Source organism: Zhouia spongiae, assembly GCF_022760175.1.
Classification (GTDB): domain Bacteria; phylum Bacteroidota; class Bacteroidia; order Flavobacteriales; family Flavobacteriaceae; genus Zhouia; species Zhouia spongiae.
The window spans coordinates 970420-989947 of the sequence record NZ_CP094326.1; the positions used below are offsets into that span (position 1 = coordinate 970420).

At 39.8% G+C, this 19528-nt stretch carries 17 protein-coding genes and 1 tRNA gene; 6 read left to right on the top strand and 12 right to left on the bottom strand.

Features of this window, described 5'->3' with window-relative positions; translation table 11 throughout:
- Positions 1 to 56: 56 nt before the first annotated feature.
- The 3 genes from pth to MQE36_RS04285 all read right to left on the bottom strand — a co-directional run bounded on the left by pth (position 57) and on the right by MQE36_RS04285 (position 2333).
- Positions 57 to 623 carry an aminoacyl-tRNA hydrolase gene (gene pth / locus MQE36_RS04275; RefSeq protein ID WP_242937939.1) on the bottom strand — a complete coding sequence of 189 codons (567 nt, stop codon included), beginning with the start codon at positions 621 to 623 and terminating at the stop codon, positions 57 to 59.
- 142 nt (positions 624 to 765) lie between these two features.
- Positions 766 to 1371, bottom strand: a complete 606-nt coding sequence (locus tag MQE36_RS04280; protein ID WP_242937940.1) for a 50S ribosomal protein L25/general stress protein Ctc — start codon at positions 1369 to 1371, stop codon at positions 766 to 768.
- Between the two features lie 20 nt (positions 1372 to 1391).
- Positions 1392 to 2333 carry a ribose-phosphate pyrophosphokinase gene (locus MQE36_RS04285; protein WP_242937941.1) on the bottom strand — a complete coding sequence of 314 codons (942 nt, stop codon included), beginning with the start codon at positions 2331 to 2333 and terminating at the stop codon, positions 1392 to 1394.
- A gap of 144 nt (positions 2334 to 2477) precedes the next feature.
- On the opposite strand from MQE36_RS04285, the gene MQE36_RS04290 reads away from it, so the two are divergent.
- Positions 2478 to 2558: transfer RNA gene (locus MQE36_RS04290), tRNA-Leu, on the top strand.
- A 32-nt stretch (positions 2559 to 2590) separates the two neighbouring features.
- On the opposite strand, the gene MQE36_RS04295 is transcribed toward MQE36_RS04290, so the two are convergent.
- Complete coding sequence (locus MQE36_RS04295; RefSeq protein ID WP_242937942.1) at positions 2591 to 3934, bottom strand: deoxyguanosinetriphosphate triphosphohydrolase; 1344 nt, start codon at positions 3932 to 3934, stop codon at positions 2591 to 2593.
- A 359-nt stretch (positions 3935 to 4293) separates the two neighbouring features.
- Here MQE36_RS04295 and MQE36_RS04300 point away from each other — a divergent pair, with 359 nt between their 5' ends.
- Positions 4294 to 5496 carry a porin gene (locus tag MQE36_RS04300; RefSeq protein ID WP_242937943.1) on the top strand — a complete coding sequence of 401 codons (1203 nt, stop codon included), beginning with the start codon at positions 4294 to 4296 and terminating at the stop codon, positions 5494 to 5496.
- Between the two features lie 59 nt (positions 5497 to 5555).
- Positions 5556 to 7838: an inorganic phosphate transporter gene (locus tag MQE36_RS04305; protein ID WP_242937944.1), complete on the top strand. Its 2283-nt coding sequence runs from the start codon at positions 5556 to 5558 to the stop codon at positions 7836 to 7838.
- A 40-nt stretch (positions 7839 to 7878) separates the two neighbouring features.
- Here the strand turns inward: MQE36_RS04305 and MQE36_RS04310 are convergent, their stop codons facing one another.
- The 5 genes from MQE36_RS04310 to MQE36_RS04330 all read right to left on the bottom strand — a co-directional run bounded on the left by MQE36_RS04310 (position 7879) and on the right by MQE36_RS04330 (position 15025).
- A complete protein-coding gene (locus tag MQE36_RS04310; RefSeq protein ID WP_242937945.1) occupies positions 7879 to 8379 on the bottom strand; it encodes an RDD family protein in 501 nt (166 codons plus the stop codon).
- Positions 8380 to 8457: 78 nt separating this feature from the next.
- Positions 8458 to 10884: a ribonucleoside-diphosphate reductase subunit alpha gene (locus MQE36_RS04315; protein ID WP_242937946.1), complete on the bottom strand. Its 2427-nt coding sequence runs from the start codon at positions 10882 to 10884 to the stop codon at positions 8458 to 8460.
- A 110-nt stretch (positions 10885 to 10994) separates the two neighbouring features.
- Positions 10995 to 11975, bottom strand: a complete 981-nt coding sequence (locus MQE36_RS04320) for a ribonucleotide-diphosphate reductase subunit beta (protein ID WP_242937947.1) — start codon at positions 11973 to 11975, stop codon at positions 10995 to 10997.
- A 550-nt stretch (positions 11976 to 12525) separates the two neighbouring features.
- The gene (locus MQE36_RS04325) at positions 12526 to 14202 is read right to left on the bottom strand and encodes a hypothetical protein (protein ID WP_242937948.1); all 1677 of its coding nucleotides are present in this window, start codon (positions 14200 to 14202) and stop codon (positions 12526 to 12528) included.
- Positions 14203 to 14455: 253 nt separating this feature from the next.
- A complete protein-coding gene (locus tag MQE36_RS04330) occupies positions 14456 to 15025 on the bottom strand; it encodes a DUF3109 family protein (RefSeq protein WP_242937949.1) in 570 nt (189 codons plus the stop codon).
- A gap of 131 nt (positions 15026 to 15156) precedes the next feature.
- Here MQE36_RS04330 and MQE36_RS04335 point away from each other — a divergent pair, with 131 nt between their 5' ends.
- The 3 genes from MQE36_RS04335 to MQE36_RS04345 all read left to right on the top strand — a co-directional run bounded on the left by MQE36_RS04335 (position 15157) and on the right by MQE36_RS04345 (position 16638).
- Positions 15157 to 15729: a MarC family protein gene (locus MQE36_RS04335; RefSeq protein ID WP_242937950.1), complete on the top strand. Its 573-nt coding sequence runs from the start codon at positions 15157 to 15159 to the stop codon at positions 15727 to 15729.
- A 100-nt stretch (positions 15730 to 15829) separates the two neighbouring features.
- A complete protein-coding gene (locus tag MQE36_RS04340) occupies positions 15830 to 16033 on the top strand; it encodes a hypothetical protein (RefSeq protein WP_242937951.1) in 204 nt (67 codons plus the stop codon).
- Positions 16033 to 16638, top strand: coding sequence for an FAD-dependent oxidoreductase (locus MQE36_RS04345; RefSeq protein WP_242937952.1), 606 nt, complete (start codon positions 16033 to 16035; stop codon positions 16636 to 16638). Before MQE36_RS04340 ends, MQE36_RS04345 begins: the two co-directional genes overlap by 1 nt.
- Positions 16639 to 16655: 17 nt before the next feature.
- Here the strand turns inward: MQE36_RS04345 and MQE36_RS04350 are convergent, their stop codons facing one another.
- The 3 genes from MQE36_RS04350 to MQE36_RS04360 form a co-directional block, all read right to left on the bottom strand.
- Complete coding sequence (locus tag MQE36_RS04350; RefSeq protein WP_242937953.1) at positions 16656 to 18266, bottom strand: S41 family peptidase; 1611 nt, start codon at positions 18264 to 18266, stop codon at positions 16656 to 16658.
- Positions 18267 to 18701: a deoxycytidylate deaminase gene (locus MQE36_RS04355; protein WP_242937954.1), complete on the bottom strand. Its 435-nt coding sequence runs from the start codon at positions 18699 to 18701 to the stop codon at positions 18267 to 18269.
- Positions 18702 to 18840: 139 nt separating this feature from the next.
- Complete coding sequence (locus tag MQE36_RS04360) at positions 18841 to 19425, bottom strand: HupE/UreJ family protein (RefSeq protein ID WP_242937955.1); 585 nt, start codon at positions 19423 to 19425, stop codon at positions 18841 to 18843.
- Between the last annotated feature and the right edge of the window lie 103 nt (positions 19426 to 19528).

Sequence of the window (19528 nt, forward strand, 5' to 3'; positions counted from 1 at the left end):
TGTTAACCAAAGACACAAACCCCTACGGGCCTGTTTAACAATTAACCGGACAAAAGCTATTTTCCGTTAAAGGAGTTCATTGTGTTACCGACCCCGGCAGTGCCAAAAGACTTGATCAGTTCATATGACTTCTCTAATCGTTCGGGCATTTGGGAAAGCTCGTCAGCATTCCATTCCCCAAGTACATAATCAACCTGTTTCCCTTTTGAAAACGTATCTCCGATTCCAAACCTGAAACGCGGATATGTACCGGTATTTAATTCCTGCTGGATATTCTTAAGCCCGTTATGCCCCCCGTCGCTTCCTTTTGTCTTTACCCGGATAGTTCCGAAATCCAGATTAATATCGTCGGTAATCACCAATATATTTTCTATGGGGATTTTTTCTGAATTCATCCAATACCTTACCGCTTTACCACTGAGGTTCATATAAGTATTAGGCTTCAGGAACACGAAAGTCCTTCCTTTAAATTTAAAGGTCGTAACATCTCCCAACCTCCTGGTTTCAAATTTTAAAGATTCTTTTTCCGCAAAATAATCCAATACCTTAAACCCTATATTATGACGCGTGTCAGCATATTCAGCCCCTATATTTCCTAAGCCTACAATTAAATATTTTTTCATAGGATCAACATCTTCTGTAATTGATTTGTTCCGTTTAAAGATCCAATTTAAAAATCCGGACATTCCTTAATTTTCAACAAAAATAAAAAAGCATTCGATACCAATGTACCGAATGCTTTTAATTACGCTGAATGCACTATTCTTATTTTCCTTTTGTAGCAGCTTTTTCGGCTTTTGCAGCTTCCTGAGCAGCTTTCATAGCGGCACGTGAAACTCTCACCTGGCATACTACCGTGTTATCAGGGTGCATAAACTTATAATCTTCAGAAGCAACCTGAGTAACATATAACTTATTACCCATTTCTAAATTACTGATATCGGCTACGATATAGTCAGGTAGATTTGCTGGTAATGACTTCACCTTAAGCTTACGGTTAACCAATCTTAAAACACCACCGGCCATGATACCAGGAGAATTCCCGGCAACCTTAACAGGGATTTCCATAGTTACTTCTTTATCATCATGTAACTGGAAGAAATCAATGTGTAAGATACTGTCGGTAACCGGATCAAACTGAATATCCTGTAAGATAGCATTGATCTTTGTTCCATCTTCTAATTCAATTACTACGGTATGTGCATCCGGAGTGTAAACCAATTTAGAAAATGCTAATTCTTCTGCTGAAAAGTGCAATGGCTTCTCCCCTCCGTATACTACGCAAGGTACCTTTCCAGCATTACGTAAGGCTTTTGTTGAAGCTTTGCCCACGCTTTCTCTTTGAGATCCTTTGATTGTAATTGACTTCATTATATAAAAATTAAAATAATTTACATTAAAAATTTAGAACTGATAGAGGTATTATGGTGTACCCTGTGCATTACATCTGCAAACAGTTCAGCACAACTCAACACCTTCACCTTCGGGCTCTCTTGCCTTAACGGAATAGAGTCAGACACGATTAACTCCGTTAACTGAGAGTTTTCAATTCTTTCATAAGCACTTCCCGACAATAACGCATGTGTTGTTATAGCCCTTACGCTAAGCGCTCCTCTTTCCATCATCATATCGGCTGCTTTGGTCAATGTACCTGCCGTATCAACCATATCGTCGATCAGAACAACATTCTTACCTTGTACTTCTCCTATCAGCTCCATATGCTCGATAACATTGGCCTTTTTACGTTGCTTATAACAAATAACCACATCACTCTCCAGGAATTTAGAATAAGCATACGCCCTCTTAGATCCTCCCATATCCGGAGAAGCAATCGTTAAATTATCCAATTCCAGGCTTCTTAAGTATGGCAAAAAGAAGGTAGAGCCAAACAGGTGGTCTACCGGCCTTTCAAAGAACCCCTGAATCTGGTCTGCATGCAGGTCCATTGTTATTATTCTGGTTGCCCCTGCCGATTCCAATAACTTTGCCACCAATTTTGCTCCTATCGGAACACGGGGCTTATCTTTTCTGTCTTGCCTTGCCCATCCAAAATATGGCATGACAGCTGTAATGTGTCTTGCTGAGGCTCTTTTAGCAGCATCTAATGTTAATAACATCTCCATTAAATTTTCACTGCTGGGATGTGTTGATCCTACAATAAACACCCTGGCTCCACGGACAGACTCTTCAAAAGACGGTTGAAATTCGCCGTCGCTAAATCTCGTATATGAAATTTTACCTAATTCGGTTCCAAACGACTTTGCTATTTTTTCCGCCAATTCTACACTCTGGGTACAAGCAAAAATTTTCGGATCTGGCACTGTATATGACATTATAACTTATTGTTTAGTAGTTATTTAATCGCTGCGTTGTGTTTAACGAGGTGCAAATTTAGAAATTTATTCTTAGAGCAAAAGTATAATTGTATATATTTTTGTTTCAGAAAAGAAAATATTTTATAGATTTGCACTCCGTTTGCCTCGGTGGCGGAATTGGTAGACGCGCACGACTCAAACTCGTGTTCCATTGGAGTGTGGGTTCGATTCCCACCCGAGGTACTTAAAAAGCCTGATGATTTCATCAGGCTTTTCTATTTTAATGAACTCCCGGTTATTTTATTAAACAACAACACTGCATTTCCATCTGTCAGGCCTGCTACAAACTGACATACCGAAAGCAACATGGTATAAACAGCCCCTGAAGTCTTATATTTTTCAGGCAATAATTCCAGCACCAGCTTATCGTAATTAGAGCCCTCTCCCTTGTTCATTCTGATAAGAGCTTCAGAAAACGCCTCCAATAAAGTATTCAATATTTTGTACCCCGCTATTTCTTTATGTACAACTTCCGTACTCTTATAAATATTATCAACACTTAATTTAATAATATCATTTATCTGGGCGGTATATTTAGACTTATCAAGCAAGGAACAATCAAAATCACCATTCAATATTTTTTCTTCATTTTCCAGAAATATCCTTGTTGCGTCACTGATAAGTGTATTAATGGACAACGCTCTTAAATAACTCAACCTGTCTTCTTTGGTAGTCAGTGAATGATACTTCTCTGTATTGATACTTCCTCTCACCAGATTAATCAAATACTCCAGGGCGTACTCTTCCTGGATGAGCCCTAAATTAATACCATCTTCAAAATCTATGATCGTATAACATATATCATCGGCAGCCTCTACTAAAAATGCCAAAGGGTGGCGGGCAAACGAAACATCATCCCCTTTTCGGATCCGGATCAGTCCCAGATCATTGGCCACATCAGAGAAAAAATTCTTTTCAGACTGAAAGAAACCAAATTTTTTATCAGCTATGTGCTTTGTCGGCTTTTTCGGGAGGGACTCTTTCGGGTATTTGGCAAAAGCCGCAAGTGTAGCATAACTTAATCTCAGGCCACCGCTTACCCCTTCCCGGTTTTCGGTCAATATCCTAAATCCGTTTGCATTTCCTTCAAAATCTATAAGGTCCTGATATTCTTTCGCCGTTAACTGTAGCTTATATTTCACACCCGTCCCGTTCTTAAAAAACTCGCCGATAGCTTTTTCACCGCTATGACCAAACGGGGGGTTTCCAATGTCGTGAGCCAAAGCAGCAGCAGCAACTATAGCTCCAAAGTCATTAAACCTGTATCCGTGTACCTCCCTCAAATAAGGGTGTTTTTCTAAAATTGCTTTCCCTACCGCACGTCCTAAGCTCCTTCCTACTACAGACACCTCCAGGCTATGGGTCAGGCGGGTATGCACAAAATCTGTTTTCGACAAGGGAATAACCTGAGTCTTATCCTGCAAGCTACGGAACGCTGAAGAAAATATAATCCGGTCGTAATCCACTTCGAACCCCAATCGTGTTTCATCTTGTTCTTTCCTTAATCTTTTATGCTTATCACCAAAACGCTTAAGCGATAATAAATCTTCCCAATTCATACCATTATATATAATCCCGGCAATATACATCAATTAACAAAACTCCCCGGCTGAGCTCTTAATTTTCTATTAACATTGAAGCAGATAATTAATAATTAGATAATATTCTGATTACGCATACCTCAGATCAGTAAACGATTTTTGGCCATGTCTATTTTAAGGCATTTCATTTAATCATTAGTTTTTGTCGACTTGATTTTTGAAATCTTGAGGGCTGCTATTGTCATAGCAGCCCTTTTCTTACGACAACTCACTAACAATCTATAAATTAAACCTATATTGACCAAAGATTAATAATTAGGAAACATTAACTTAACATTGCAATCTGTTCTTTGCGGCGACAAAAACTAGGAAATCAAATGAAATTAAAGTTTTTAGTACTTGTGCTATGCGTATGCCTTATTAATATTACGCAGGGCCAGGAAGTAAAAGCACCTGAATTTGGTAAAGGAATATTAAATATTACCGGTAAAGACAATAGCTGGAGTATGAAATTAGGTGCCCGGATTCAAATGTTATCTGTATCGGAATGGACCAATGATGACGGCAACATTATTGATCCGAACTCTAACTTTTCGATAAGGCGGGCCAGAATAAAAATGGATGGATTTGCCTTCTCCCCTACATTTAAATACAAAATTGAATTAGGCTTATCCAATCGAGACATTGCAGGAGCCTCCATTTATACGAGAAACACCCCCCGATACATTTTGGATGCCGTTGTAAAATGGAATTTTTATGAAAATTTCACCCTATGGGCCGGCCAGACAAAATTACCGGGCAACGTAGAACGGGTAATCTCTTCGGCAAACATGCAATTGGTCGACAGGTCCATACTAAATGCTACTTTTAATATAGACCGCGATCTTGGCTTACAGCTAAGACATCATACAAATTTCGGAGAACGATTTGTGATGAGAGAGATTTTTTCAGTAGCGCAGGGGGAGGGCAGAAATGTTGTTACCGGAAATATTGGCGGATACCAGTATACCGGAAGACTGGAGTTTCTTCCTCTCGGCCTTTTTGAAAATAAAGGAGATTACACCGGAGGGGATTTAAACAGGGAAGAAACCCCAAAACTAATGATCGGCGCCTCATACGATTTTAACAACAATGCCGTTAAAACGAGAAGCAACCAGGGCTCGTATATGGAAACAGACAACGGTTTTCACGAAACAAACGTCACCACTTTTTTCGCCGATCTTATGTTTAAATACAAGGGGTTTTCTGTAATGGCTGAATTCGCGAACAGAGATGCCGATGATCCTTATGCAAAAAATTCTGACGGTACCCTGACCGGTGATGTTGTCCAAATAGGAAACGGGGTGAACGTACAGGGAGGCTACCTCCTTAAAAGCAACTGGGAAGTGTCGGCAAGGTATTCAAATATCGAACTGGACAAGGCAATTACCGGCAAGGAAGAGCAAAACCAGTATACGCTGGGTTTATCTAAATATATTGCAGGACACAAGTTAAAAGTCCAAACCGATCTAAGCTATATGGATATTGCCAACATCAACGACCAATTGATGTGGCGATTGCAATTAGATGTACATTTTTAATTTAAAAACAATCCGCGTTCAAGGATTTTAAATTACCTTGAACACTTTTATTAGTAACTATGGAAAACATTTATTTATTAATGATCGTAGCTCTGGCAGTATTGGCTGTTGCCGATTTGGTTGTTGGAGTTAGTAATGATGCTGTAAACTTTTTAAATTCAGCGATTGGATCTAAGGCCATTTCCTTCAGGACGATAATGATCGTGGCCAGTATAGGGATCTTCGTAGGAGCTGTTTTTTCCAGCGGAATGATGGAAGTTGCAAGAAAAGGCATATTTGTCCCTGAACAATTTATGTTTAATGAAATCATGATCATTTTTATGGCCGTCATGATCACGGACATTTTGCTTCTCGACTTTTTCAACACGCTGGGGATGCCAACATCAACCACGGTTTCTATTGTTTTTGAACTATTGGGCGCAGCAGTTGTAATGGCGCTTATTAAGGTATCTACATCAGAAACCGAAACACTTGCCGATATCTCTAAATACATTAACTCCGACAAGGCATTAATGATTATTTCCGGCATCCTACTCTCGGTCGTTATTGCTTTTACCATTGGTGCTATCGTTCAATACGTTTCCCGTCTTATTTTTTCGTTCCATTACAATGAGAAAATGAAAAAGTTCGGATTCCTTTTTGGCGGACTTGCATTAACCGCCATTACTTATTTCATCTTTATGAAAGGCTTAAAAGGAACGCCTTACTATAAAGACCTGAAAGGATTACTGGAAGGCAATGAATTATTGATCATCGCCGGTAGTTTTGTTGTATGGTCGTTATTCTCATATGTATACATGAACATCATTAAAAAAAACATACTGGTATTGGTTATCATTATAGGTACTTTCGGACTGGCCCTGGCCTTCTCCGGAAATGACCTCGTAAACTTTATCGGGGTGCCAATGGCTGCATACCACTCGTACGAGGCATGGACAGCTTCAGGAATGGACGCATCAGCATATTCAATGGGCGCACTTTCCGAGAAAGTCCCTACAGAACCCTTATTATTGTTCATCGCCGGCGCTATCATGGTTCTCACCCTTTGGTTCTCCAAGAAAGCGAAACGCGTAACCGAAACCGAAATCGGATTATCCAGACAAGACGAAGGCCAGGAGAAGTTCCAGCCCAACTTGCTGTCCAGAACAATTGTCAGAAGTGCCACAAAGGCAAGCCAGGCTATTTCTCATATGCTTCCTGAAAAGATTAGGGTCAAAATTGAAAAACAATTTGAAAAACCTGTTATCAACATCAGAAAGGACAAAGACTACGAACTTCCTGCTTTCGATATGATCCGTGCTTCGGTAAACCTAATGATTGCCGGGGTTCTTATTTCTATCGCCACATCACTTAAACTCCCTCTATCGACCACCTACGTTACATTTATGGTAGCCATGGGCTCTTCGTTGGCAGACCGTGCATGGGGTAGAGAAAGTGCCGTATACAGAGTGGCCGGCGTATTTAACGTTATCGGAGGATGGTTCTTCACCGCATTTTCTGCTTTTGTTGCCGCAGCTACAATGGCATATATTATCTATATTGGAGGACCGGCTGCCATAGCTATCCTTCTCTTCTTCGCTGTTGTGTTATTGGTCAGAAACTATGTCAATTACAAAAAAGCTTCAAAAGAGATAAAAGCAGAAGACAGCCTAAAAAGATCTGAAAGCAGTTCAATTCAGGGAGTTATCGAAGAGAGTGCCGATAATATTGCCACCGTGGCAAAAAGAAGCAACAAGATCTTTTCTTCTGCCATTACAGGGCTCTCTAAAGAAGATCTTAAGGAATTAAAAAAATGTAAAAAGGGGATTGCCAAGCTTTCTGCTGAAGTCGACGAATTAAGGGACAGCATCTTCTATTTTATTAAAAACCTTGACGAATCGAGTGTCGGGGCAAGTAACTTTTACATCAGTGCTGTTGGCTACTTACAAGACATGACGCAATCTCTTGAATACATCGGAAAGACCAATTATAAGCACGTTAACAACAACCACAAAAAACTCAAATTCAACCAGATCAAAGACCTGTTAGAGATCCAGAAACAGATAACAGATCTGTTCGATAAAATCGAAACCACATTTAACGACCGTTCATTCGAGAATATCGAACAGATTTTGGATAACGAAAAAGGCCTGTTAGAGAATGTCTCTGAAAAAATACAGAAACAGGTATCCAGAACAAGGACTGAAGAATCAAGCCCAAAGAACACCACGCTATACTTTGGCCTTTTAATGGAAACAAAAGACCTGATCAATGCAGTCATGGATCTGCTGGAGCTATATTACAAAGAGCACGACAGCTCGGTTCCGGCGCCTAAATTAGAAGAAGTGAACGAAGACAAATAATTATAAAAAAAGGCTCTCGATCGAGAGCCTTTTTTTATAATTATTCTTCAGTAGAATTCCCTATTTGATTAAACTCCCCGAACAACCTCTTTTTCCTTTCAAACTCCTGCACGTCCACCACATAGGTTTTAGACAAAGAATCGTGCCACCCCCTTCCCGTTGCACCTAGATATGAAAAGGCATCGAAAGGGATCATACGACTGAACGACCTTCCCAGGATAGCCAAAGCGTCGGGAGTCTTACCCTGCTCATCAACCACTACCGTCCTTGTTATAAACTTCGCTATGGTCCTTCCTTTCAACAAAAGCTCCGACAAAAAATAAAGTACTCCGAAAAGTATTCCCGTCAGCAAGTAATCCTCTATCCAGCTTAAGTTTTCCAGCCACAGCGCCATATAGGACCCTTCTTCATACAAGATCACCAAAAGAAAAATAAACCCGTAAAACAACCCCATAAAAATAATGCGATCGATGATCAGGTTTGCTATTCTTTGCCCTTTTCCGGCATAAAGATCTTCTGTAACAACAAATCTATCATTCATAATTAATTGTTTTTAAGCAAAAAGCCCCTCTATATAGGGGCCTCTTCAATTTAAGGTTAAGTTTGACGGATATCATCTTTAAGAACCACACATAAGGCAATCATCGTCTTCATTATCGCGTGATTGTGCTAACATGGCTCTTAGCTCTTCCGGATCCATCGGTTCAATTTCCACTGCTTTTGGATCAACTGCATTCTGTGCTACGGGAGCAGCCGCAACAACAGGCTCTGACTTTTTGGTATTATCTAAAGTAAATTTAATAGCATCGACTGCCGACTTCGTTCTCAAATAGTACATGCCGGTTTTTAAGCCGCTCTTCCACGCATAGAAGTGCATAGAAGTCAGTTTAGCGAAAGTAGCCCCTTCCATAAACAAGTTAAGAGACTGAGACTGGTCGATAAAATAACTTCTCTGACGAGCCATATCTATAATATCCTTCATACTCATCTCCCAAACTGTTTTGTACAGGTCTTTAATATCCTGGGGGATGATATCAATATGCTGAATCGACCCGTTGGCTCTCATTAATTCCTGCTTCAACTGTTCATTCCACAAGCCAAGGTTCACCAGGTCTTCCAACAAATGCTTGTTTACTACAATAAACTCTCCCGAAAGCACCCTTCTTGTGTAAATATTTGAAGTATATGGCTCAAAACATTCATTATTCCCTAAAATCTGAGAGGTCGATGCCGTTGGCATAGGCGCCACTAGCAAAGAGTTCCTGACACCGTGTTTTTTAACATCTTTACGCAGTTTTTCCCAGTCCCATCTTCCGCTTAACTCCTGGTCTTTTACGCCCCACATATTATGCTGGAATTCACCTTCGGAGATCGGAGAACCTTTAAAAGTAGAATACGCCCCTTCTTCTTTTGCCATTTCCATGGAAGCCGTTACGGCTGCAAAGTATATCGTTTCAAAAATCTCCTGGTTTAATTGTTTTGCCTCGTCGCTGGTAAACGGCAAACGCATCATTATAAATGCATCGGCAAGCCCCTGGACACCCAAGCCTACGGGCCTGTGGCGCATATTAGAATTTTTGGCCTCTTCTACCGGGTAGTAATTCCTGTCGATCACCTTGTTTAAGTTCTTAGTAACTCGTTTGGTTACCCTGAACAATTCCTTATGATCGAATTCTCCCTTCTTCACAAACATAGGAAGCGCTATAGAAGCGAGGTTACAAACAGCAACTTCGTCGGGAGAGGTATATTCCATGATTTCAGTACACAAGTTTGAAGAACGTATAACACCTAAATTCTTCTGATTTGATTTCCTGTTCACAGAGTCCTTATAAAGCATGTAAGGCGTTCCTGTCTCTATTTGAGATTCCAGGATTTTCTCCCAAAGATCTCTTGCCTTAACCGTTTTACGTCCTTTATTCTCTCCCTCGTATTTTGAATATAATTTTTCAAACTCATCTCCATAAGTATCGCACAAATCCGGGCATTCATTCGGACACATCAGCGTCCATTCACCGTTTTCTTCTACCCGCTTCATAAACAAGTCCGGAATCCACATGGCATAGAACAGGTCACGGGCTCTCATTTCTTCCTTCCCGTGGTTCTTCTTCAGATCCAGAAAATCCAGAATATCGGCATGCCATGGCTCTACATAAACAGCAAAAGACCCCTTTCTTTTTCCACCTCCCTGATCAACATAACGTGCGGTATCATTAAACACCCGTAACATAGGCACGATCCCGTTGGAAGTTCCGTTGGTTCCGGCTATATAACTTCCTGTAGCCCTAACATTATGAATAGACAATCCGATCCCTCCGGCCGATTGTGAGATTTTAGCTGTTTGCTTTAACGTATCATAAATACCATCGATACTGTCTTCTTTCATGGTCAGCAAAAAGCAGGAAGACATTTGCGGCTTCGGAGTCCCAGAGTTAAATAGCGTAGGTGTAGCGTGTGTAAAATATTTTTTCGACATTAACTCATAAGTCTCAATAGCGCTTTCAATATCGTTTAGATGGATTCCCACTGAAACCCTCATAAGCATATGCTGCGGGCGCTCTGCAACTTTCCCGTTAATTTTAAGAAGGTAAGAACGCTCTAAAGTTTTAAACCCGAAATAGTCGTAGCCAAAATCGCGATTGTAAATAATTGTAGAATCCAATGTCTCGGCATTGTCCATAATCACCTTATACACATCGTCTGCAATCAGGGGAGCTTCTTTTCCGGTACGCGGATTTACATATTCATACAGATCGGTCATTGTTTCAGAAAATGACTTCTTTGTATTCTTATGAAGGTTAGATACCGAAATCCTTGCCGCTAATTTAGCATAGTCAGGGTGTGTTGTTGTCATGGTTGCTGCAATTTCAGCCGCCAGATTATCGAGTTCTGATGTTGTTACGCCATCATACAGACCTTCAATAACCCGCATTGCCACTTTTACCGGATCGATAAGCGGGTTAAGGCCATAACATAATTTACGAACCCTGGCCGTAATTTTATCGAACATTATCGGCTCTTTCCTTCCGTCTCTTTTAATTACATACATACGCTACAATATTTTATATTAAAGACTATTTATCCTGGCCAAAGAAGCTACTCTTCAGCTTTTAAGTTTATTTTTATTCACAGGAGTTCCCTCCCTTTAAAATTCAGTTTTTAGAAATCGGCGTCGAAGCTGATCTTTTGCGAATCTTCATCCTTATTCAATACTCCGGCCTTCTGATATTCAGACACTCGTTTTTCAAAGAAATTAGTTTTCCCCTGAAGCGAGATCATATCCATAAAATCGAACGGGTTCGTTGCATTGTATTCTTTTTCACAACCCAATTCTACCAACAATCTGTCGGTAACAAACTCTAAATATTGGGTCATCAGTTTAGCATTCATCCCTATTAAACTAACAGGCAATGACTCCGTTATAAACTGACGCTCTATATCCAGTGCATTTATTATAATCTCTTTAATTCTTTCCTGAGGAACTTTATTGATCAGGTGATTGTTATGAAGGTGAACCGCAAAATCGCAATGCATCCCTTCATCTCTTGAAATCAATTCATTCGAAAAGGTCAGCCCCGGCATTAAACCACGTTTTTTCAACCAGAAGATCGAGCAGAAAGCTCCTGAAAAGAAGATTCCCTCAACGGCAGCAAAAGCAATCAGTCTTTCTGCAAAACTTGGTGATTCGATCCATTTTAAAGCCCAATCCGCCTTCTCTTTAATCGCATCAAAATTCTCTATCGCTTTAAAAAGAAGGTTTTTTTCCTTTTCGTCCTTGACATAAGTATCAATAAGCAAGGAATATGTTTCAGAATGGATATTTTCCATCATAATCTGAAATCCGTAAAAGAATTTAGCCTCTGTAAACTGCACTTCATTCACAAAGTTCTCTGCAAGATTTTCATTAACAATACCATCTGAGGCTGCAAAGAAAGCCAGAATGTGCTTTATAAAATAACGCTCATCGTCGTTTAACTTATTATTCCAGTCCGTTAAGTCCTGGTGTAAATCTATTTCTTCAGCGGTCCAAAAACAAGCTTCCTGCTTCTTATACCATTGCCAAATATCCTCATGTTTTATAGGGAAAAGAACAAATCTGTCTTTGTTTTCTTGTAAAATCGGTTCTACTGATGCTGACATCTCTCTCGTTTTTAATGTTTTAAAAAATGGAATTTGAAGTGACTCGGGACTAACAAAGATTGGAAAACAGAGTCAAAATTGAAAGCTATTTTAAAAACTTAACTTTAAAAGTTTTTAACAGAAGTTGTTGACAAATCGCAAACACCTGATTGTTATTGACTTTGTTAAGTTATTGTTAACCAAATGATTAAAACAAGAAAAATCTGACGATATAAAGAAGCCTCGATTGACAAAACCTCCTAAACAGCAGGCCCTCAAAGGCTCCGGGCCTGAGAGGGTTAAAAATATTTCACGGTTTTTAATTATTCACTCACGGCAAAGGTTTTGAGCAGCCGCATCTGTTCGAGACCTGTCAGATCTCCTGCCGTTTTACAAGCCACTACCGAGACAACAGTATCCACGACCTGAAGACACCAGACAAGGCATCAATTTTAAAAATTTTCATATTCGGTCAGTTTTGCCGGTTAAAAACAGCATAAGCCCTAAAGCTGTTACATAGTAAAATCACAAAGACAATAACCAACAGAAAACACACAAACTAAAAACACCTCTAGTTTTTAAGCATCTTTGAACTTCCGAAAAAATCCATCACCTGATAGTCGTCTTTTTTAATGGATGTGCTTACCTTATTTAAAGCCCGGGCAGTGATCATAAAGCTATTTTTAGCCTTCTTTTTATCGGAAACCTGCATTTCCATAATCAATCCGCCGGAGAATTGTTTTGTTATTCTTGGATCTATATCAGGCAGAGACATCTTCTTATTGCCACTAAAACTGAAAAAATTGCTAAGGGAAACTGGAGCGTCCGCAGCATGGTATACCTGCAAAACATACTCGTTATTTTCCATTTTAAGTCCTTTACAAGGATACCCTAAAATGGTTTTAGAAGGAATTTCCGTTATACTGAAATCTACATCGGCTTTACTTTCTTTTACTTCAGGCACAGGAAACAACTGAAGTATTTTTTGATCCCCCTGACCATCCATAAACAGAGCCATCGTTTTTAGATCTGAGTCGAAAACCATGGTAACCTTACCCATATCCTTATTTTTTCTGTCTGTGATTTCCGAACCTTGATATTTGGCATTCTTTCTCAGCAAGAAATTAATATCCATAGGGTCTTTTGGCCTGGAATCCATAACAAGCGTTGTTTTATACTGCCAGTCAAAGTCATACGCCGACGGCAACATATCAGCCGTTACATTATGATCTTTCAGCGTTTTTCTCATTAATTTTACCTGTCCTTTAGAATTACCGGTATCATAATCCCTGTCCGGAGTATCACCTTTTTCTCCTTTCCCAAAAGAGCCCATTACCATTTCCATCAGCTCCTGCCCCTGTGCTTTCACCTCCTTAGCTGCCGGCAATTGCACTTCAACGGGTTTGTACTCATAAAGAATAAGGCTTTTACCCGAAGGCAGCATATCCGTTTCCATTACATCCTGAGACTCTCCGGCAGAAGATTTATTCGTATATATCTCCACCAAACGCCCTTTATCGTCGAAAAGCACATAACTCCCCTCATATCCGGGCTCATTGAGAAAATCAAACCTGGTATGGGCAACACCCCTTATCATCTGTTCAGACTCTTTAAAGTCTTCATACCTGAACTGTTCGGGTTTATAAACGAAAGCAAACTCTACCATTCCGTTAAACGGGTTTGCAGTCATCCCCTGATCGGTCTGCCTTTCTAAATTTGCCATAAATGGTTCCGGAGGAAGCTTATATGATTCCAACATCATTAACGGAATCATCATTCCCTGGCTCTGCAAGGCCACCAAGGACGATTTGTTGTATTGCTGTTCAGACTCATTAAAAACATAAATAAACCCTTCACTGTCCATATACCCCGACCGGGGTTGGTTATCCTGCTCCATCCTGACAGCAACTTGAGCTGCGTCAAAATACTGAGTCTGTGTCAGGGCATCATTTTCATGCATTTTTATAACCACATCTTCGCTATAGAATGACTTTTTGGCTTCAGTACGGATATTTAATGCGGGGTTCTCCCCCTCCATACCAATAGGCTCTCCCTGATCTTTTTTACCTGTAACCTCATCTATGGTTTTTTCTGTCTGCTTACTGACCGCTTCATCTGTTTTACGCAAAATAGTACGCTCGGCAGCTTTTTCTGCTTTTTTCCTAAGCTTTTTAAGAATTTGCGCCTCAGCAGTATTGCAGCACATCAGACTTAGAACGACAAGGATAATAGTGTGTAATGCTCTCATAATTGATGATTTAAATAATTCTACTTCAAAAAAACATCAATATCCACCCGGCACGAGGAGTTCTACTAGGAATTAAAGACTTTCGAGCATTTTGAGGAAACCCCTCTAAGATACTAAAATTTAACCACTTACAGTGTTAATTCTACCACAAATAACAACGGAGACAAAACTCTTTCTGCCATACTCTTATACCTAAAGAGCTTGCTTGGTTTATAAACAAAAGGATCGTGGAAGCATTTGATTGAAAACCCGGTCAGGTTTTCAATTGTCCGGCTACAGCTTCGAGTTCGTTGTACCACTCTGCACCAAACTTTCTTATTAATGCATTTTTCACAAACTTATAGACCGGCACCTGAAGCTCTTTGCCTAAAGTACATGCATCGTCGCAAATGTGCCATTTGTGATAATTGACAGCCGAAAATTCTGAATATTGCTTAACACGAACAGGGTATAACTCACATGACACGGGTTTTTTCCAGTCTACCTCTCCATCTTTGTGCGCCTGTTCTATGCCACACATGGCAACTCCATCATCGTTAAAGGTAACGTACACACATTCGGCGCCGTTTACCAGCGGTGTTTCCCATTCACCATCGAGACCTTTAACAAAAGTTCCCTGTTCCTCGATAACAGCAATACTTTCAGCCCTGAGATAGGGCCTAACCTTATCGTAAATTTCATCCAATATTTTGGTTTCCTCATCTTCAAGCGGAGCCCCGGCTTCACCATCTACACAACAAGCCCCTTTACAAGCAGATATGTTGCAAACAAAATCATTTTCAATGATCTCTTCCGATACGATTGTCTTCCCTAACTGAAACATTCTGCAAAGATACTTTTTAAGAAATGTCTCATCAATAAAATTTTATTAAATATTTTAGTTTTTTTGATTGTTTTTTGAAAGTTAATATTAGTTTTGCACGCTCATTTTGAAACCCTTACACGTTTTAAGCCATGAATTTCAATGTAAAAGAAATATTTACGTCCAGCATGATCCTTTTTGCGGTTATCGATATCATCGGAAGCATTCCTATTATAATTGATCTACGCACGAAAGTGGGGCATATACAATCTGAAAAAGCTGCTGTTGTTGCGGCATTAATCATGGTTGCTTTCCTCTTTATAGGGGAGGAGATACTAAACCTTATCGGGATTGACGTGAATTCATTTGCTGTTGCCGGCTCGTTCATATTATTCTTTCTGGCTATTGAAATGATCCTGGGCATTACGCTGTATAAAGATGACGCCCCGGAAACTGCATCCATCGTACCACTGGCTTTTCCACTGATTGCAGGAGCAGGTACATTAACCTCTATTCTATCTCTCAGGGCTGAGTATCATGTCGAGAATATCGCAGCCGGAATCGTCATTAACATCATTTTTGTTTACATCGTGCTTAAATCATCTAAAAAATTAAGCCGGGTATTAGGGAAATCGGGATTAGCTGTGATCCGTAAAGTATTTGGTGTCATTCTTTTAGCTATTGCAGTTAAGCTTTTTTCTGCTAACGTAACTGGATTATTTTAACATTTGCTGTTAAACTATTCTGAAAAGAGCCGGTATTCAGCAGTGTTTTTTGTCATACACCCCTTAATTCAATACCTTTGCATTGTAATTATATTCTGTAATGAAAATATTAATTTCCATATTAATCCTCTTGGCTGTGGCTTTAATTGCCTACAATGTCACCCTCATAGATTTCAGCGAACCTTTTAAGGGAGACAGTGTTGTAGCCATCATAGGGGTTATAGCTTCTCTGTGCGCCATTTTGTTGCTCACTATTTTCACTTTATCTAAAAAGATTCAGGACAAAATCAAAGACAAGCATTAATGTTTGATGTATTAGTGATCGGAGGCGGTGTTGCCGGGATGCAATGTGCCTTAATCCTGGGGTCTGCATATCAAAAAGGTTTTGCCAAGGACAAGAAAATAGGAATCATTGCACACCAGAAAGCATCGCACCTGCAATCGGCCGAACTCAACAACGTTATAGGCCTTTCTCCTAAAACAAACGGAGCAGATGTACTTAATAAAAGTAAAACACATCTAGCCCAATCGTTTCCGCATATAAAACAGATCGAAAAAGAAAAAGTGCATAAAGTTGTACGGTCAGACGATCACTTCATTATTTCTACCAACAGGTCCTCATATAAATCCAGACTTGTTGTTATAGCGCTTGGCTACACCAATTTCTTTAACATCGAAGGTTTAAACGAATACCTCGAACCACATCAGTTATCAAATCCGGAAAAGGAACGTATTCAACTGAAAAACACAAACCACCTGGTTGAAGAGGGCATTTATGTAGCCGGAACCTTAGCCGGCTGGCGAAGTCAATTCGCTATTGCTGCCGGAAGCGGAGCCCAGGTAGCCACCGACATATTAACCCTCTGGAACGACGGTAAACACGCTCACGTACACGATAAGTTGGATTAATTCAGGCAGGTAGTTTTTTATTCTTTTTCCTCAAGCGGTTGAGGAGAAGAAATCTCAAGAACCTTTTCCAACATATGATCTCCCTCATTAAGAATCTGCTCCTTGATATTGGGTCCGTATAGCTGTTCTGCTATTGCGGCCTTTATATACTTCCTCAAAGCCTCTTTATATGGGTTCAGATCGATATTCAGCCCCCTGTCATTTCTTGAATAATCAATAAAGCTTTCTGTTATATCATCCGAAATTTCTACGGACTCAATAAACTCCTTAGCGGTAAAATCCCGGTAAGCGGTACGATCTTTATCCAGCAGTTCAAAAGCAAAAAAGGAAGTAAAGTCCGATTTCAGAAGCACGTCGAGTGACTCATCCTTATACGTACCGTTAATAGGAACAAAAACATCCGGAATGATCCCTCCGCCCCCATATACTATTTTACCCTTCGGGGTCTTAAATATTAACGAGTCTGCCACTTTAATACTGTCGGCATTCTTCAATTCACCATTGCGATATCGCTCATAAAAATTATCAAAATAATCTTTGGTCCCGTTTTTATATGACCGCTGGATCGAACGCCCTGTAGGAGTGTAATAACGGGAAACCGTCAACCTTACAGAAGAACCGTCACCAAGCCCCATTTCCCGCTGCACCAAACCCTTACCAAAACTTCGCCGTCCGACAATGGTTCCTCTATCATTATCCTGTAAAGCACCTGCAACAATTTCACTGGCAGAAGCTGACTTTTCATTGATCAGCACATACACATGCCCATATTCAAAATCTCCTTTTTTTGTAGCAAAGCTTTCCTGAATTGCCCCACTCTTGTTTTTGGTGAACACAATAAGCTTTTTAGTCTCCAGAAACTCATCTACAATTTCTTCCGCTATCCCCATATACCCTCCGGGGTTATCCCTTAAATCAAGGGTCAAAGCAGTCATTCCTTCTTCCAGCAAAGCATCGAGTGCCGTTTTAAACTCCTGATAAGTACTTTCTGCAAAACGGTTAATTTTTATGTATCCTAAAGAATCGGACAACATATAATAAGCATCCACACTGGGCAAGGGAACTTCGGCTCTTTTAATATTAATATCTATCAGCGACGCCTCCCCTTTTCTATACACTTTAAGGTTTACCGGGGTATTTCTTTCCCCTTGCAGTTTGCTTATAATTTCATCGCTGGCCAGTTTCTTCCCAAACAAAGTATCTCCGTTGGCAAAAAGAATGCGGTCGCCCGGCTTAACTCCCGCCTTATAACTCGGCCCTCCTTTAATCGGACGAATAACGGTCAGTGAATCTTTGTACATATAAAAACTGACTCCAACCCCGACAAAATCTCCTTTCATATTCTCTGCTGCTCTTTTAGCCTGTTCTTTAGGAATGTATACAGAGTGAGGGTCAAGCTTATCTAAAATATTGTTTACCGTTACATCTACAATGCTATCGGTATTAACATCATCTACATATTCAAAATCGATATAATCGATAAGCCTGTTCAGTTTATCTTTCTTGGAATTGGTTGTAAACAGCTTTTCAGGCGTATCGTTAAAGTGTAATTTCCCCCCAATAAAAACCCCCAGAGCCAAAGTCCCTAAAATAATTAATGGCCATATATAGTTCTTTCCTTTCAACATCTACTCCCCTTCTATATCGGATATTTGCTCTAATTGAACGCCTGCTTTTGCAAGAAATTGTAATCCGGAATCATCTTTGTACTGACTAATATACACGACCCTTTTTATACCCGCCTGATGTATCAGTTTACTGCACTCTTTACACGGTGAAAGTGTTAAATAAAGTGTTGCACCATTACAGGAATGTGTAGAAGATGCCACCTTTAGGATCGCATTTGCCTCAGCGTGTAACACATACCACTTCGTATACCCTTCTTCATCTTCACAGGGGTTTTCGAATCCTGTCGGGGTACCGTTATATCCGTCGGAAATGATCATCCTTCCTTTCACGATAATAGCTCCTACCTGTTTTCTTTTACAATGGGATAATTTACCCCATTCAACAGCCATTCTCAAATATGCTTTGTCGTAACGTAATTGCTTTTTGTCAGTCATAAATACTGATAGAGATCAAAAAAAGCAACACTATGGTTGCTACTTGGATTTATTTTTAACGAAGATATAAGGTTTCACGCTTACTACCAACCTGATAGGCGTTAATTTTTATCTAATATTCCATATTCCCGGTTTAAGTTTAAAAAGGATATGTTTCTCTCAGCATGGGAATAACAAAACCAATTACTATCGAGGAAATCACCAAGATCCAGTCTCTCTTATTAAACCTGAAGATCGTCTGGGTAATGAATCCAACGATCAGTACCACCAAAACGATAATCACCTGAGCAGCCTCTACCCCCAGTCCAAACTCTATGAGCGGCCATAATTTACTTTCCTGACCTGCAATAATCTGTTTGAAATAATTTGAAAAGCCTAATCCATGGATAACACCAAAAAACAAAGTAACAAAAAATGTAACCCCAACTTTTTCTTTACGAGCCCCTTTACCGGCAGTGAACACATTAAATAATGCTGTAACCAATATCGTAACAGGGATTAAAAACTCTACCAGGGAAACACTTACTCTGACCACGTTATAGGAAGACAGTACAAGGGCTACTGTATGACCTATTGTAAATACGGTTACCAGCCACAATACACGCTTCCAGTCTTTAAAAGCAAACGGCACTGTTAACGCTATTAAAAAAAGGATATGATCGTAAGCTGAAAGATCTAAAACATGGGTGAGTCCAAGTTTAAAGTAGAACCAAAACTGATCCATAAGAAGTGATAATTTTAGGGTTTCTCAAACTTACGATATATTTCACAAATAATTCAAATATTAACAAGGCTGCGTGATTCATAACAATCAGCGAAAAATTTAA